Source organism: Geodermatophilus sp. SYSU D01119 (assembly GCF_054049975.1).
Genome location: NZ_JBJGYL010000009.1, coordinates 16,518 through 30,187 on the forward strand (window position 1 = coordinate 16,518; position 13,670 = coordinate 30,187).

The following is a 13,670-nucleotide window of genomic DNA, read 5'->3' on the forward strand; positions in this document are numbered from 1 at the left end:
GCCCGGCGGTCCAGGGCTCAGCCGACGGCGGCCACGACCTCCGCGAGCCGGGCGGCGATGGCGTCGGCCGACTCCTGCGTGGGCGCCTCGACCATGACCCGCACGAGCTGCTCGGTGCCCGACGGGCGCAGCAGCACGCGGCCGTCGTCGCCGAGCTCGGCCTCGGCGGCGTTGACCGCGCCGGCGACGGCGTCGCTCTCGACGACGGCGATCCGGTCGCGCACCGGCACGTTGACCAGCACCTGCGGCAGCCGCTGCACCACCGAGGCGAGCTCGGCCAGGGAGGTGCCGGTGACCGACATCCGCGACAGCAGCGACAGGCCGGTGAGCAGGCCGTCGCCGGTGGTGGCGTGGTCGAGGAACACCAGGTGGCCGCTCTGCTCGCCGCCGAGCGACAGCCCGCGGGCGCGCAGCGCCTCCAGCACGTAGCGGTCGCCGACGGCGGTGGTGTGCACGGCGATGCCGGCGTCGCGCATCGTGTGGTGGAACCCGAGGTTGCTCATCACGGTGGCCACGACGGTGTCCTGCGCCAGCGCGCCGCGCTCCTTGAGGCCCAGCGCGCAGACGGCGAGGATCGCGTCGCCGTCGACGACCTCGCCGTCGGCGGTCACGGCCAGGCAGCGGTCGGCGTCGCCGTCGTGGGCGATGCCGAGGTCGGCGCCGGTGGCGCGGACCGCCTCGGTGAGCGGGCCCAGGTGGGTGGAGCCGATGCCGTCGTTGATGTTCCAGCCGTCGGGCTCGCCGCCGATGACGGTCACGTCGGCCCCGGCGCGGCGGTAGACCTCGGGCGCGCAGCTCGCGGCCGACCCGTGCGCGCAGTCGACGACGAGGCGCAGCCCCGCGACGGGGGCGGGCAGCGTCGACAGCAGGTGGTCGGCGTAGTCGGCGGTGCCGCCGGGCAGGTCGCGCACCCGGCCGATGGCCGCGCCGGTGGGCCGGTGCGCGGCGGTGCCGCTCTGCACGCTGGCCTCGATCGCCGCCTCGACGGCGTCGGGCAGCTTGTGGCCGCCGCGGCTGAACAGCTTGATGCCGTTGTCGGGCATCGGGTTGTGGCTCGCCGAGATCATGACGCCGAGGTCGGCGCCGGTCTCGGCGGTGAGGAAGGCGACGGCCGGCGTCGGGAGCACGCCCACGCGGAGCACCTCGGCGCCCGCGCTGGCCAGGCCCGCGACGACGGCCGCCTCGAGCATCTCCCCGCTGGCACGGGGATCACGGCCGACGACCGCGACGGGACGCGAGGTCCCGTCGCGGTCGGCGAGCACACCGGCGGCCGCACGGGCCACCGAGAGGGCCAACTCCGGCGTGAGGTCGGCGTTGGCCCGACCCCGGACGCCGTCGGTCCCGAAGAGGCGACCCACGGCGGTACCGGTCAGCGCTTCGAGTACTGGGGCGCCTTGCGGGCCTTCTTGAGCCCGTACTTCTTGCGCTCGGTGACGCGCGCGTCACGGGTGAGGAAGCCGGCCTTCTTGAGGGCCGGACGGTCGTCGGCCTCGATCTCGACGAGGGCGCGGGCGATGGCCAGGCGCAGCGCGCCGGCCTGCCCGCTGACGCCGCCGCCGTGCAGGATGCCGATGACGTCGTACTGCTCGGCCTTCTCGAGGATCACGAACGGCTCGCGGATGAGCTGCTGGTGGACCTTGTTGGGGAAGTACTGCTCGATCGACCGGCCGTTGAGGCGGAACTGGCCGGTGCCCGGCACGAGCCGCACGCGGACGACGGCCTCCTTGCGCCGGCCGACGGTCTGGACGGGACGCCCCTCGGCGTCGGTCACGGTCAGGGCGGAGGTCACTGGGCCACCTGCTTGATCTCGAAGGTCTGGGGCTGCTGGGCGGCGTGCGGGTGCTCGGGGCCCGCGTACACCTTCAGCTTCTTGATCATCTGCCGGCCGAGGCTGTTGTGCGGCAGCATGCCCTTGACGGCGCGCTCGACGACGCGGTCGGGGTGCGTGCGCAGCTGGTCGCCGACGTTGATCGCCCGGAGGCCGCCCGGGTAGCCGGAGTGCCGGTAGGCGGTCTTCTGGTCCCGCTTGGAGCCGGTCAGGGCGACCTTGCCGGCGTTCACGACGACGACGAAGTCGCCGACGTCGACGTGCGGTGCGAACTGGGGCTTGTGCTTGCCGCGCAGCAGGGTCGCGATCTGGCTGGCGAGTCGACCGAGCACCACGTCGGTGGCGTCGATGACGTGCCAGACCCGGTCGACCTCGCCGGGCTTGGGTGAGTACGTGCGCACGGCACTGTCCTCCGTCGTCGTCGGGGCGGCTGGTGGGATCGCCTCACCGAGCACGGGAGACGGGACGGCGCGCGCGCACCAGCCGGCGGCCGCGCACCAGCCGACCACGATACCAGCCGGTTCAGCCGTCGATCAGGTCGCGCTGGGCGGGCAGCAGGCGGTCCATCGCGGCGACGTCGTCGGCCGCACCCAGGCCGAGCACGTCCACGCTGGCCAGGTAGCTGCCGTAGCCGACGTAGCAGCGCTGGTAGAAGCTCTCCCCCGACGCGAACCAGAAGCACGGGGCGTCGGGGATCGACGGCAGCGTGAACCGGGTGCCGCCGAACTCGGTGGCCTCGAGCTCGGCGAAGGCCGTGTAGACGGCGTTGGTCTGCACCGACGTCGGGAAGGCGTAGAGCGCCACCGCGTAGCTCAGCTCGTCCTCGTCGGACTGCTTGGAGTAGAAGCCGCGGAACCCGTTGGCCGACAGCAGGTCGCGCTCGCGGGCCGGGTCGATCGCCAGCCGCAGGTACCCCTCGAGGTCGTAGGGGCCGGAGAAGTCGTTGAAGTCACCGGGCGGGTCGAGGGTCAGCGACTGCAGGCCCACCGGGTCCGTGGGCAGCGTGGGCACCTGCGCCTGCGGCGTCGGCGTGAACCCCTGCAGCAGCCCGACCTGGTCGGTCACCAGCCGGCCGACGTCGTCGAGGCCCTGACCGGCGGCGGCCGTGTGGTACGCGTAGGCCAGCATCCGCCCGACCGGCACGAACGCCTGGACGACGTCCTCCCCACCGTCCTCCAGCAGCACGACCTCGCCGTCCACGCCGGACGCCTCGGCGGGTTCGTAGCCGGCGGCGGCCTGGTCGGCGGCGAGCTCGGCGGCCGCGCGCCGCGCCGACTCCGGGTCCGACAGCTCGGCGACCATCGTCAGGGTCGCGCGGCCGTCGGCCGGGTCGCTGTTGCACTGCCCCCACGCGGTGACGAAGCCCCAGCGGTCGAGGATCGGCCCCGCGGTGCCGCTGCCGAAGTAGGCGGCGTCGAGGGCGCCGGCGTCGCTCCACGGCCCGCTCGGGAAGCAGGTGTCGGTGCGGGCCGGGAAGGTCGCCTGCACCAGCGAGGTGACCGAGGCGATGCGGTGGGACTCCAGCAGCGTGCCGACCGTGGGCGCCGGCGCCGGGGTGACGTCGACCGGCGGCTCCGACGGGGCGGGGTCGGGTGCCTCGCTCGTCGTCGGCGGGGCGCTGGCCAGCGGTGTGGCCGTCCCGGACACCGTGCTGGTGCAGCCCGCCAGCAGCACTCCCGCCGCGACCGCGCCGGCCGCCGTCCACCTGCTCCGCGTCCCCGTCACGGGGCGCGAGCCTAGTGACGGGGACGGGACGTCAGTCGGCCTCGACGCGGTGGAGTCGCCCGGTCGTGACGTCGTAGACGGTGCCGCAGATGTCCTTCGACAGCAGGAACGGGCTCTCGCGCAGCTTCCGGATCGACAGCCGGACGTCCTCGTCGACGTCGGTGAAGGCCTGCGCCGGCCACGGCGGGCGCACCCCCGTGGCCTCCTCGACGAGGTCGGCGAACGCGGCGTCGTCGGTCTTCTGCAGCCCGCAGTCGGTGTGGTGCACGAGCACGATCTCGCGGGTGCCCAGCAGGTGCTGGGAGATGGTCAGCGACCGGATGGTGTCGTCGGTGACGACACCGCCGGCGTTGCGGATGACGTGCGCGTCGCCCACGGCGAGCCCCAGCAGCGGGAACAGCGGCATCCGGCTGTCCATGCAGGCGACCACGGCGACCTTCCGCGCCGGCGCGACGGGCAGGGCGCCCTGGAAGTCGCGGGCCCACTCCTCGTTGGCGGCCAGCATCCGCTCGTACTCGGCCACGTGCGTGCTCCTCTCGGGTGGCAGGCAAGGACGCTCTCCGCACGTTCGGGGCGCGCGGACGCAGGGAGAGCTTCCTATGCCCCGGCCGGACGCCCGGCAGCCGGGTCGGCGGGGATCGGCCAGGATGGCCCGGTGCGCACGGTCGAGGAACACCAGGCGGCGGTGGCCGCGCTGCTCGCCCCGCTCGGCGAGGAGGAGGTGCCGGTGGCCGCGGCGCACGGCCGCGTGCTCGCCCGCGACGTGACCGCCGGCGTCCCGCTGCCCGGCTTCGACAACTCGGCGATGGACGGCTACGCCGCCCGCGCCGCCGACCTCACCGCGCTGCCGGTGCGGCTGCCGGTCGCCGACGACCTGCCGGCCGGGCGCACCGGCGTCGAGCCGCTGGCCCCGGGCACCGTGCAGCGGATCATGACCGGCGCGCTGCTGCCCCCCGGTGCCGACGTCGTCGTCCCCGTGGAGCTCACCGACGCGGCCACCGACGTCGTCGAGATCCGCGACGCCCCCGCCGCCGGCACCCACCTGCGCCGGGCCGGGGAGGACATCACCGCCGGCACCGTCGCGCTGGAGGCCGGCAGCCCGCTCGGCGCCGCGCAGCTCGGCCTGGCCGCCGCGGTGGGCGCCCGGACGCTGTGGGTGCGCCGCCGCCCGCGGGTGCTGGTCCTGTCCACCGGCAGCGAGCTGGTCGAGCCGGGCGAATCGCTGCTGCCCGGCCAGGTCTACGAGTCCAACTCGCTGCTGCTGTGCGCGGCCGTCGAGGACGCCGGCGGGACCGCGCGGCGGCTGCACTTCGTGCCCGACGACGTCGACCAGTTCCTCGCCACCGTCCGCGCCGAGCTGGCCGGGGCCGACCTGCTGGTCACCAGCGGCGGGGTGAGCGCCGGCGCCTACGAGGTGGTCAAGGACGCGTTCCGCACGCTCGGCACGGTCGAGTTCGTCAAGGTCGCGATGCAGCCGGGGGGCCCGCAGGGCTGCGGCACCGTCGACGGGGTGCCCGTGGTGACCCTGCCGGGCAACCCGGTGAGCTCGTTCGTGTCCTTCGAGGTGTTCGTCCGCCCGGCGCTGCGGCAGGCGCTCGGCCACGCGGCCCCGGGCCGGTTGCGGGCGCCCGCGGTGCTCACCGCGCCGCTGCGCTCCCCCGCGGGGCGCCGCCAGTTCCTCCGCGGCCGCTACGACGCCGGCCGCGTCTCCCAGGTGGGCGGGCCCGGCTCGCACCTGGTCGCCCACCTGGCCCGGGCCAACTGCCTGGTCGTCGTGCCCGAGGGCGTCACCGAGCTGCCCGCGGGCGCCGAGGTCGACGTCGTCCTGATCGAGGGAGCGCTCCAGTGAGCGAGCTCGTGAGCTCACCAGAAGTCATGGCACCGCCGGGCACGAGCCCGACGAGCGCCGGCGAGGAGGACACGTGACCGACCGCTTCACCCACGTCGACGAGTCCGGGGCCGCCCGGATGGTCGACGTCTCCGCCAAGCCGGTGACCGCCCGCGAGGCCACCGCCGCGGGCCGGGTGCTCGTCAGCCCCGAGGTGGTCGCGCTGCTGCGCGGGGAGGGCGTGCCCAAGGGGGACGCCGTCGCCGTCGCGCGGATCGCCGGCATCGCCGGCGCCAAGCGGACGCCGGACCTCGTGCCGCTGTGCCACCCCATCGCCCTGCACGGCGTCACCGTGGACGTGACCGTCGCCGACGACGCCGTCGAGATCACCGCCACCGCGCGCACCGCCGACCGCACGGGCGTGGAGATGGAGGCGCTGACCTCGGTGGCCGTGGCCGGGCTGACCGTCATCGACATGGTCAAGGCCGTCGACCCGCGCGCCTCGATCACCGACGTGCGGCTGCTCGCGAAGTCCGGCGGCAAGAGCGGGGAGTGGCGGCGGTGAGCGAGCTGCCCGCGGACGCGCGCGCCGTCGTCGTCACCGCCTCCAACCGCGCCTCGGCGGGGGTCTACGAGGACCGCAGCGGCCGGGCGCTGGCCGAGGGGCTCCGCGCGTTGGGCTTCGCCGTGGAGGGCCCGCACGTGCGCCCCGACGACGCCGAGGCGCTCGCCGCGGTGATCCGCGAGGCGGTCGCGTCCGGCGCCGACGTCGTCCTCACCACCGGTGGCACGGGCCTGTCCCCCACCGACGTCACGCCCGAGGCCACCCGCGCGGTCGTCGAGCGGGAGGCGCCGGGCCTCGCGGAGGCGGTGCGCCGCTACGGGGAGGGGCAGGTGCCGACGTCGGTGCTCTCCCGCGGCATCGCCGGCACGGCGGGCCGGACGCTGGTCGTGAACCTGCCCGGCTCGACCGGCGGGGTGCGGGACGGGCTCGCGGTCCTCGGCCCGCTGCTCCCCCACGCCGTCAGCCAGCTCCGCGGCGGCGACCATGTCTGATGTCGGCCTCCGGCCGACACCGCGGCCAGGTGCCGTCCCGGCCTGCGCTGAGCCCCTTCCGGTGACCCGCCGGGGACCCTCCGGGCCCGCCACCGGGTCACCGCCTCGCGGGGCGGCTCAGTCCAGCAGCACCCTGTCCGTCCTGCTGTAGACGTTGCAGCCGTCGCCCCGGAGGAAGCCGACCAGGGTGATCCCGGCGTCCGCCGCCAGCTCCACCGCCAGCGACGACGGCGCCGACACCGCGGCCAGCACCGGGATCCCGGCCATGGCCGCCTTCTGCGTCAGCTCGAAGCTCGCCCGCCCGCTCACCATCAGCACGTGCCCGGCCAGCGGCAGGCGCCCCTCGCGCACGCCGTCGCCGATGACCTTGTCCACCGCGTTGTGCCGGCCGACGTCCTCGCGCAGCGCCACCAGCTCGCCATCGGCGGTGAACAGCCCCGCCGCGTGCAGCCCGCCGGTCTTGCTGAACACCTCCTGCGCCGCGCGCAGCCGGTCGGGCATCGCGAGCAGGGTGGCCAGGTCGAGCCGGGTGGGATCGGCGGCGACGTCGTGGCGGCTGCGGGTGCGGATCGCCTCGATGCTCGCCTTCCCGCACACCCCGCAGGAGCTGGAGGTCAGGAAGTTGCGGTCCAGCGCGGTGGCCGGCGGCTCGACGCCGGTGGCCAGGTCGACGTCGACGACGTTGTAGGTGTTGCGGCCCTCGTCGTCCACGGAGTTGCAGTAGCGCAGGCCGGCGACGTCCTCGATGCCGGCGATGACGCCCTCGGTGGCGAGGAAGCCGTGCACCAGGTCGAAGTCCGCGCCGGGCGTGCGCATGGTGACCGCCAGCGGCGACCCGTTCAGCCGGATCTCCAGCGGCTCCTCCGACGCCACCGTGTCGGGCCGCGTGGTGCGGACGGGGCCGCGGATGCGGAGCACGGGCGTGCGGCTGGTGACTCGTCCCACGAAGGGCGACGGTACCCACGCCGGGCCCCTACGGTGCGCTCGTGAGCCAGATGCCGGCCCCGCTGCCGCCCTACGCGGCCGTGGTGCTGGCCGGCGGCCGGGCGGCGCGGCTCGGCGGGCGCCCCAAGCCCCAGCTCGAGGTGGGCGGCCGCCCGATCCTCGCCCGGGTCCTCGACGCCGTCGCCGACGCCGACGAGCGGGTGGTCGTGGGGCCGCCGCAGCCGGTCGCCGACGGCGTCGTCGTGGTCCGCGAGCACCCGCCGGGCGGCGGGCCCGTGGCGGCCCTGCGGGCGGGCCTGGCGGCCGTCGACGCCGACGTCGTGGCGGTGCTCGCCGGCGACCTCCCGTTCGTCACCCCCGCGGTCGTCACCGGCCTGCGCGAGCGGCTGACCGCCGAGGGCGTGCTCGTGGTCGACGACGCCGGCCGCGACCAGTACCTGCTCGGCGTCTGGCGGACGGCGGCGCTGCGCCGCGCGGTCGGGGCGGCGCAAGGGCCGGCGCCGGTCCGCCGCGTCGTGGCCGCGCTGGCGGTGACCCGCTGGCGTCCCGCTCCCGAGCCCGGCGCCCCGGCCCCGTGGACCGACTGCGACACCCCCGCCGACCTCGCCCGCGCCCGCGCGCAGGCCGGCGGGTGACCGGGCCGCTCCCCGGGTAGCCCGGCGGCATGCGCGTCGTCATCGCCGGTGCCCACGGCCAGATCGCCCGCCGCCTCGGCCGGCTCCTCGCCGGCCGCGGGGACACGGCCGTCGGGATCGTCCGCAACCCCGACCACACCGCCGACCTCGAGGCCGACGGCGTCGAGCCCGCCGTCCTGGACCTGGAGTCCGCGTCGGTCGAGGAGGTGGCCGAGGTGGTGCGCGGGGCCGACGCCGTCGTCTTCGCGGCCGGCGCCGGGCCGAACAGCGGCGAGGCCCGCAAGCACACCGTCGACCACGGGGCCGCCGTGCTCCTCGCGCACGCCGCCGAGCGCGCCGGGGTCCGCCCCTACCTGCTCGTCTCCTCGATGGGCGTCGAGCAGGCCCGGAAGGGCACGCCGCAGGGCGTGGACCCGGTCTTCGCCGTCTACCTGCAGGCCAAGCTGCGCGCGGAGGACGAGATCCTGCCGCGCACCGCCCTCGACACCGTCATCGTGCGGCCCGGCCGGCTCACCGACGACCCCGGCACCGGGCGCGTCACCCTCGCCCACGGCGTCGGGTACGGCGAGGTGCCCCGCGACGACGTCGCCGCGGTACTGCTGGCCCTGCTCGACGCGGGGAAGGTCGACGAGGTGGTCGAGCTGGTCAGCGGCGACACCCCGATCGACGAGGCGGTCGCCGCGCTCCCCTGACCCCTCAGCTGCGCAGCGCCCGGGTCTTCTCCACCCGGGCGGCGAGGTCGGCGTCGGCCGGGTAGTCCACGCGCACCAACGTCAGGCCGCCCGGCGGGGCGACGACGACCTCGTCGGCCCGCACGCGGCGGGTCAGCAGCTGCGCCGGCCAGCCGGGCTCGCGGCGGCCCTCCCCCACGGCCAGCAGCGCGCCGACGAGGCTGCGCACCATCGAGTGGCAGAACGCGTCCGCGGACGCCCGCACGGTCACCAGGTCGCCGTCCCGCTCGACGCCGAGGTCCAGCAGCACGCGGATGGTGGTCGCGCCCTCGCGGCGCCGGCAGAACGCGGCGAAGTCGTGCTGCCCGAGGAGCAGCCCGGCGGCGGCGTCCATCGCGGCGGCGTCGAGCCGGCGGGGCCAGCCGACGGTGTCGGCCCGGCGCAGCGGCGGGGGGCCGCCGTCGGCGTCGGTGAGCCGGTAGCGGTAGTGCCGGGCGAGCGCGGCGAAGCGCGCGTCGAAGCCCGGGGGCGCCTCGGCGACGGCGGGGACGGCGACGTCGGGCGGGAGGACGCCGCGCAGCCGCCGCACCAGCCGCGCGCGGTGCTCCTCCCACAGGGCGCGGGGGACGTCGGCGTGCGCCACCTGGCCGGTCGCGTGCACTCCGGTGTCGGTGCGCCCGGCGACGGTCAGCCGGACCGGCTGCCGCAGGACGGTGGCGAGGCCGTCCTCGAGCTCGGCCTGCACGGTGCGCCGGCCCGGCTGGCGGGCCCAGCCGGAGAAGGCGGTGCCGTCGTAGGCGACCTCGAGGCGGAGACGGACGAGCCCGCCCCCGGATGTGGGGGCGGGCTCGTCCGTGCGGTCCTGGGGGTCCAGCGACGGCTACCGGGGGTCGGGCGCCGAGTCGCCGCCGGGGGCGTGGGTGCCCGCGGTGGCGGCGTCGCCGAGCTCGGCGGCCTCGATCTCGGCCGCGGCGGCGGCAGCGACGTCCGGGGACAGCGCCGGGTCCTCGACCACGGCGACGTTCTCGGCCTTCGGCTGCTCGGTCACCGCGCCGTCGTCCTGGCGGTCGCCGTCGGGGTTGAAGACGTCGGTGACGACCTGCTGCGCCTCGGGGTCGACCTCACCGGAGGTCACGGCCGGCGAGGTGTCGCCGCCGGGACCGGTGGTCTCGCCCTCGAACGTGGCGCCCTGGTCGCCCCCACCGGGGCGGACGCCGGCCGCGCCCGCGTCGCCGTCGCGACCCGGCTGCTCGGTCACTTGGAGCCGTCCGCGTCCTCGGCCGGGGCGTCCGCGTCGGCCGCGGTGGCCTCGGCGTCGTCGGTGGCGGCCTCGATGGCCTCCACGGCGGCGTCGGTCTCGGCGTCGGTGACCTCGGCGTCGGTGACCTCGGCGTCGGTGTCGTCGACGGCGGGGGTCTCGTCGGCGGCCTCGACCGCGTCGGCGGTGACCTCACCGGAGGCGGCGGCAGCGCCGGCGCCGGCGGCGAAGCGGGTGCCGCGGGCGCGCTCGGCCTCGCCGACGGCCTCCTGCGCCACGGTCAGGGCCTCGACCAGCTCGATGACCGCCATGGGGGCGTTGTCGCCCTTGCGCGGGCCGACCTTGGTGATGCGGGTGTAGCCACCGGGCCGGTTCTCGAAGCGGGGGCCGATCTCGGCGAACAGGTGGTGGACGACGTCCTTGTCCCGGATGACGGTCATCACCTGGCGGCGCGCGTGCAGGTCACCGCGCTTGGCGAAGGTCACCAGCTTCTCGGCGAAGGGCCGCAGCCGCTTCGCCTTCGCCTCGGTGGTGGTGATCCGCCCGTGCTCGAACAGCGAGGTGGCCAGGTTGGCCAGCATCAGCCGCTCGTGGGAGGCGGACCCGCCGAGACGGGGGCCCTTGGTGGGGGTGGGCATGTCGGTCCTTCCTCAGGCGGCCGGGGGCGTCTGCCGGCTGCAACCAGGTGGTGCTGTCGTTCGCTGGATCGAGTGTGGCGGGCGCTCCCGCCCGGACGGGCGGCGGGTGTCCCCGCCCCCCGTCCGTGGCAGCGTCAGAGCTGCTCGGTCTCCTGGTAGGAGCCGTCGTCGTACTGGACCTGGCCGTACTCGGCGCCGTACTCGCCGGTGCCGTGGTAGGCGTCCGTCTCGTAGCCCTCGTCGTAGCTCTCGACGGAGGTGGGGATGAACCCGGGCGGGCTGTCCTTGAGCGCGAGGCCCATGGCCGCCAGCTTCATCTTGACCTCGTCGATCGACTTGGCCCCGAAGTTGCGGATGTCGAGCAGGTCGGCCTCCGAGCGGGTGACCAGCTCGCCGACGGTGTGCACGCCCTCGCGCTTGAGGCAGTTGTAGGACCGGACGGTGAGGTCCATGTCCTCGATCGGCATCGAGAAGTTCGCGATGTCGGCGGCCTCGGCCGGGCTCGGGCCGACCTCGATGCCCTCGGCGTCGACGTTCAGCTCGCGCAGCAGGCCGAACAGCTCGACCAGCGTGGAGCCGGCGGAGGCGATCGCGTCGCGCGGGGCGATCGACGGCTTGGTCTCCACGTCGACGACGAGGCGGTCGAAGTCGGTGCGCTGCTCGACGCGGGTGGCCTCGACGGCGTAGGTGACCTTGAGGACCGGCGAGTAGATCGAGTCGACCGGGATGCGGCCGATCTCCTGACCGGGCTGCTTGTTCTGCGGGGCCGGGACGTAGCCACGACCGCGCTCGACGACGAGCTCGATCTCCAGCCGGCCCTTGCCGTTGAGCGTGGCGATGTGCAGGTCGGGGTTGTGCACCTCGACACCGGCCGGGGGCGCGATGTCGGCGGCGGTGACCTCACCCGGGCCCTGCTTGCGCAGGTACATGGTCACCGGCTCGTCGGAGTCGGAGCTGACGACCAGGCCCTTGAGGTTGAGGATGATCTCGGTGACGTCCTCCTTGACCCCGGGCACGGTGGTGAACTCGTGCAGGGTGCCCTCGATCCGGATGCTGGTGACAGCAGCGCCGGGGATCGACGACAGGAGGGTGCGGCGCAGCGAGTTGCCGAGGGTGTAGCCGAAGCCCGGCTCGAGCGGCTCGATGACGAACCGCGAGCGGTGCTCGGTGATGGTCTCCTCGGTCAGCGTCGGACGCTGTGCGATGAGCATGGGGGTGTTCTCCTCCGGTTCCTCCGGCGCCCGCCATATGACGCCGTGAGGGGGTGGTGCTGGCCCCGGCGGACATCGGTCCGCCCGCCGGGGCCGGGTGGTGCTGTGGTGCGGGGTGGTGCTGCGAGCCCTTACTTGGAGTAGAGCTCGACGATCAGCTGCTCCTGGACCGGGGTGTCGATCACCTGGCGGGCCGGGACGCTGTGCACGACGGCGCGCAGCTGGCCGCCGATGACCTCGAGCCACGGCGGCACGGGACGCTCGCCGGCGCGGGCCTGGGCGATCTCGAAGGGCACCATCCGCCGCGACTTCTCGGCGACCTCGATGATGTCGTTCGCGCTGACCCGGTAGGACGGGATGTCGACCTTGCGGCCGTTCACCCGGATGTGGCCGTGCTTGACCAGCTGGCGGGCCATGTCGCGGCTCTCGCCCCAGCCGGCCCGGTACACGACGTTGTCCAGGCGGGACTCGAGGATCTGCAGCAGGACCTCACCGGTCTTGCCGGTCTTGCGGTTGGCCTCCTCGTAGTAGCCGCGGAACTGCTTCTCGAGGACGCCGTAGATGCGGCGGGCCTTCTGCTTCTCGCGCAGCTGCAGGAGGTACTCGCTGTCCTTGCTGCGACCCCGGCCGTGCTCGCCCGGCGGGTAGGGCCGGATCTCGATCGGGCACTTCGGGGACTCGCACTTGCTGCCCTTGAGGAACAGCTTCATCTTCTCGCGCCGGCACATGCGGCAGTCGGCTCCGGCGTAACGGGCCACGTCAGGTACTCCTCGTTCTTCTCGTCAGTGGCCGGTCAGACCCGGCGGCGCTTCTTCGGGCGGCAGCCGTTGTGCGGCTGCGGCGTCACGTCCTGGATCTGGCCGACCTCGAGGCCGGTCGCCTGGAGCGAGCGGATCGCGGTCTCGCGGCCCGAGCCCGGGCCCTTCACGAAGACGTCGACCTTGCGCATGCCGTGCTCCTGGGCCTTGCGCGCGGCGTTCTCGGCGGCCATCTGGGCGGCGAACGGCGTGGACTTGCGCGAGCCCTTGAAGCCGACGTGGCCGGCGGAGGCCCAGCTGATCACGTTGCCCGTGGGGTCGGTGATCGACACGATCGTGTTGTTGAACGTGCTCTTGATGTGCGCGGCGCCGTGGGCGACGTTCTTCTTCTCCTTGCGGCGGACCTTCTTGGCACCAGCCGCGGCGCGAGCCCTGGGAGGCATGTCTCTCCGGTTTCCTTCTGAACGATCAGTGGCCAGATGAGCGCGAGCGGCGCGCCGTCGCTCCCGCCCTCACGGGGCCTGCGACGGCGCGCCACACGGCTTACTTCTTGCCGGCCTTCTTCTTGCCGGCGATGGTCTTGCGCGGGCCCTTGCTCGAGCGCGCGTTGGTGCGGGTGCGCTGACCGTGCACGGGCAGCCCACGACGGTGGCGCAGGCCCTGGTAGCAGCCGATCTCCACCTTGCGGCGGATGTCGGCGGCCACCTCGCGGCGGAGGTCACCCTCGACGCGGAAGTGCTCGTCGATGTAGTCGCGCAGTCGCAGCAGGTCCTCGTCGCCGAGGTCCTTGACCCGCAGGTCGGGGCTCACGCCGGTCGCCGCGAGGGTCTCCTTGGCGTGGGCCTTGCCGATCCCGTAGATGTAGGTGAGCGCGATCTCCATCCGCTTCTCGCGGGGCAGGTCGACGCCGGCCAGTCGTGCCATGTCTCAGGTACTCCCTCAGCCCTGCCGCTGCTTGTGGCGGGCGTTGTCGCAGATGACCATGACCCGGCCGTGCCGGCGGATCACCTTGCACTTGTCGCAGATCTTCTTCACCGACGGCTGGACCTTCACCGGTGCCGCCCCTCATTCCTGTCGATCGATGGCCGCGGACGCGGCACCAGTCGGTGCCCCGCGC

General features: G+C 74.8%; 19 protein-coding genes. 5 read left to right on the plus strand and 14 right to left on the minus strand.

Going from position 1 to position 13,670, the window contains the following annotated elements:
• Positions 1-17 precede the first annotated feature (17 nt).
• From glmM to ACI79X_RS08930, 5 genes are all read right to left on the minus strand, one after another.
• Complete coding sequence (gene glmM / locus ACI79X_RS08910; RefSeq protein ID WP_457025060.1) at positions 18-1,358, minus strand: phosphoglucosamine mutase; 1,341 nt, start codon at positions 1,356-1,358, stop codon at positions 18-20.
• A gap of 11 nt (positions 1,359-1,369) precedes the next feature.
• Positions 1,370-1,789 (minus strand): 30S ribosomal protein S9, encoded by a 420-nt coding sequence (gene rpsI, locus ACI79X_RS08915; protein WP_457025061.1) that lies wholly within the window; start codon positions 1,787-1,789, stop codon positions 1,370-1,372.
• Positions 1,786-2,229, minus strand: a complete 444-nt coding sequence (rplM, locus tag ACI79X_RS08920) for a 50S ribosomal protein L13 (protein WP_073421397.1) — start codon at positions 2,227-2,229, stop codon at positions 1,786-1,788. The genes rpsI and rplM overlap by 4 nt, the downstream gene beginning before the upstream one ends.
• Positions 2,230-2,350: 121 nt before the next feature.
• Positions 2,351-3,553 (minus strand): DUF7373 family lipoprotein, encoded by a 1,203-nt coding sequence (locus ACI79X_RS08925; RefSeq protein WP_457025062.1) that lies wholly within the window; start codon positions 3,551-3,553, stop codon positions 2,351-2,353.
• A 31-nt stretch (positions 3,554-3,584) separates the two neighbouring features.
• Positions 3,585-4,076 carry a beta-class carbonic anhydrase gene (locus tag ACI79X_RS08930; RefSeq protein WP_457025063.1) on the minus strand — a complete coding sequence of 164 codons (492 nt, stop codon included), beginning with the start codon at positions 4,074-4,076 and terminating at the stop codon, positions 3,585-3,587.
• 132 nt (positions 4,077-4,208) lie between these two features.
• On the opposite strand from ACI79X_RS08930, the gene moeA reads away from it, so the two are divergent.
• The 3 genes from moeA (at position 4,209) to ACI79X_RS08945 (ending at position 6,437) form a co-directional block, all read left to right on the plus strand.
• Entirely contained in the window at positions 4,209-5,402 is a 1,194-nt protein-coding gene (gene moeA / locus ACI79X_RS08935; RefSeq protein WP_457025064.1) for a molybdopterin molybdotransferase MoeA, read from the plus strand.
• Between the two features lie 73 nt (positions 5,403-5,475).
• Positions 5,476-5,946: a cyclic pyranopterin monophosphate synthase MoaC gene (moaC, locus tag ACI79X_RS08940; protein ID WP_457025065.1), complete on the plus strand. Its 471-nt coding sequence runs from the start codon at positions 5,476-5,478 to the stop codon at positions 5,944-5,946.
• Positions 5,943-6,437 carry a MogA/MoaB family molybdenum cofactor biosynthesis protein gene (locus ACI79X_RS08945; protein WP_457025066.1) on the plus strand — a complete coding sequence of 165 codons (495 nt, stop codon included), beginning with the start codon at positions 5,943-5,945 and terminating at the stop codon, positions 6,435-6,437. The genes moaC and ACI79X_RS08945 overlap by 4 nt, the downstream gene beginning before the upstream one ends.
• A 117-nt stretch (positions 6,438-6,554) precedes the next feature.
• Here the strand turns inward: ACI79X_RS08945 and fdhD are convergent, their stop codons facing one another.
• On the minus strand, positions 6,555-7,382 hold the full coding sequence (gene fdhD, locus ACI79X_RS08950) for a formate dehydrogenase accessory sulfurtransferase FdhD (protein ID WP_457025067.1): 828 nt from the start codon (positions 7,380-7,382) through the stop codon (positions 6,555-6,557).
• A gap of 50 nt (positions 7,383-7,432) precedes the next feature.
• On the opposite strand from fdhD, the gene mobA reads away from it, so the two are divergent.
• Together mobA and ACI79X_RS08960 are read left to right on the plus strand one after the other, a co-directional pair.
• The gene (gene mobA, locus ACI79X_RS08955) at positions 7,433-8,017 is read left to right on the plus strand and encodes a molybdenum cofactor guanylyltransferase (protein WP_457025209.1); all 585 of its coding nucleotides are present in this window, start codon (positions 7,433-7,435) and stop codon (positions 8,015-8,017) included.
• Positions 8,018-8,046: 29 nt separating this feature from the next.
• Complete coding sequence (locus tag ACI79X_RS08960; RefSeq protein WP_457025068.1) at positions 8,047-8,709, plus strand: NAD(P)H-binding protein; 663 nt, start codon at positions 8,047-8,049, stop codon at positions 8,707-8,709.
• A 4-nt stretch (positions 8,710-8,713) separates the two neighbouring features.
• On the opposite strand, the gene truA is transcribed toward ACI79X_RS08960, so the two are convergent.
• The 8 genes from truA to rpmJ all read right to left on the minus strand — a co-directional run bounded on the left by truA (position 8,714) and on the right by rpmJ (position 13,606).
• Positions 8,714-9,562 (minus strand): tRNA pseudouridine(38-40) synthase TruA, encoded by an 849-nt coding sequence (truA, locus tag ACI79X_RS08965; RefSeq protein ID WP_457025210.1) that lies wholly within the window; start codon positions 9,560-9,562, stop codon positions 8,714-8,716.
• A gap of 6 nt (positions 9,563-9,568) precedes the next feature.
• Positions 9,569-9,946, minus strand: a complete 378-nt coding sequence (locus tag ACI79X_RS08970; protein ID WP_457025069.1) for a hypothetical protein — start codon at positions 9,944-9,946, stop codon at positions 9,569-9,571.
• The gene (gene rplQ, locus ACI79X_RS08975) at positions 9,943-10,584 is read right to left on the minus strand and encodes a 50S ribosomal protein L17 (protein ID WP_457025070.1); all 642 of its coding nucleotides are present in this window, start codon (positions 10,582-10,584) and stop codon (positions 9,943-9,945) included. The genes ACI79X_RS08970 and rplQ overlap by 4 nt, the downstream gene beginning before the upstream one ends.
• A gap of 134 nt (positions 10,585-10,718) precedes the next feature.
• The gene (locus tag ACI79X_RS08980; protein ID WP_457025071.1) at positions 10,719-11,795 is read right to left on the minus strand and encodes a DNA-directed RNA polymerase subunit alpha; all 1,077 of its coding nucleotides are present in this window, start codon (positions 11,793-11,795) and stop codon (positions 10,719-10,721) included.
• 131 nt (positions 11,796-11,926) lie between these two features.
• Positions 11,927-12,553, minus strand: coding sequence for a 30S ribosomal protein S4 (rpsD, locus tag ACI79X_RS08985; RefSeq protein WP_457025072.1), 627 nt, complete (start codon positions 12,551-12,553; stop codon positions 11,927-11,929).
• 35 nt (positions 12,554-12,588) lie between these two features.
• Positions 12,589-12,996: a 30S ribosomal protein S11 gene (gene rpsK / locus ACI79X_RS08990; protein ID WP_012950456.1), complete on the minus strand. Its 408-nt coding sequence runs from the start codon at positions 12,994-12,996 to the stop codon at positions 12,589-12,591.
• Positions 12,997-13,096: 100 nt separating this feature from the next.
• The gene (gene rpsM, locus ACI79X_RS08995; RefSeq protein ID WP_448626859.1) at positions 13,097-13,477 is read right to left on the minus strand and encodes a 30S ribosomal protein S13; all 381 of its coding nucleotides are present in this window, start codon (positions 13,475-13,477) and stop codon (positions 13,097-13,099) included.
• Positions 13,478-13,492: 15 nt separating this feature from the next.
• Complete coding sequence (gene rpmJ, locus ACI79X_RS09000) at positions 13,493-13,606, minus strand: 50S ribosomal protein L36 (RefSeq protein ID WP_012950458.1); 114 nt, start codon at positions 13,604-13,606, stop codon at positions 13,493-13,495.
• Positions 13,607-13,670: the final 64 nt, after the last annotated feature.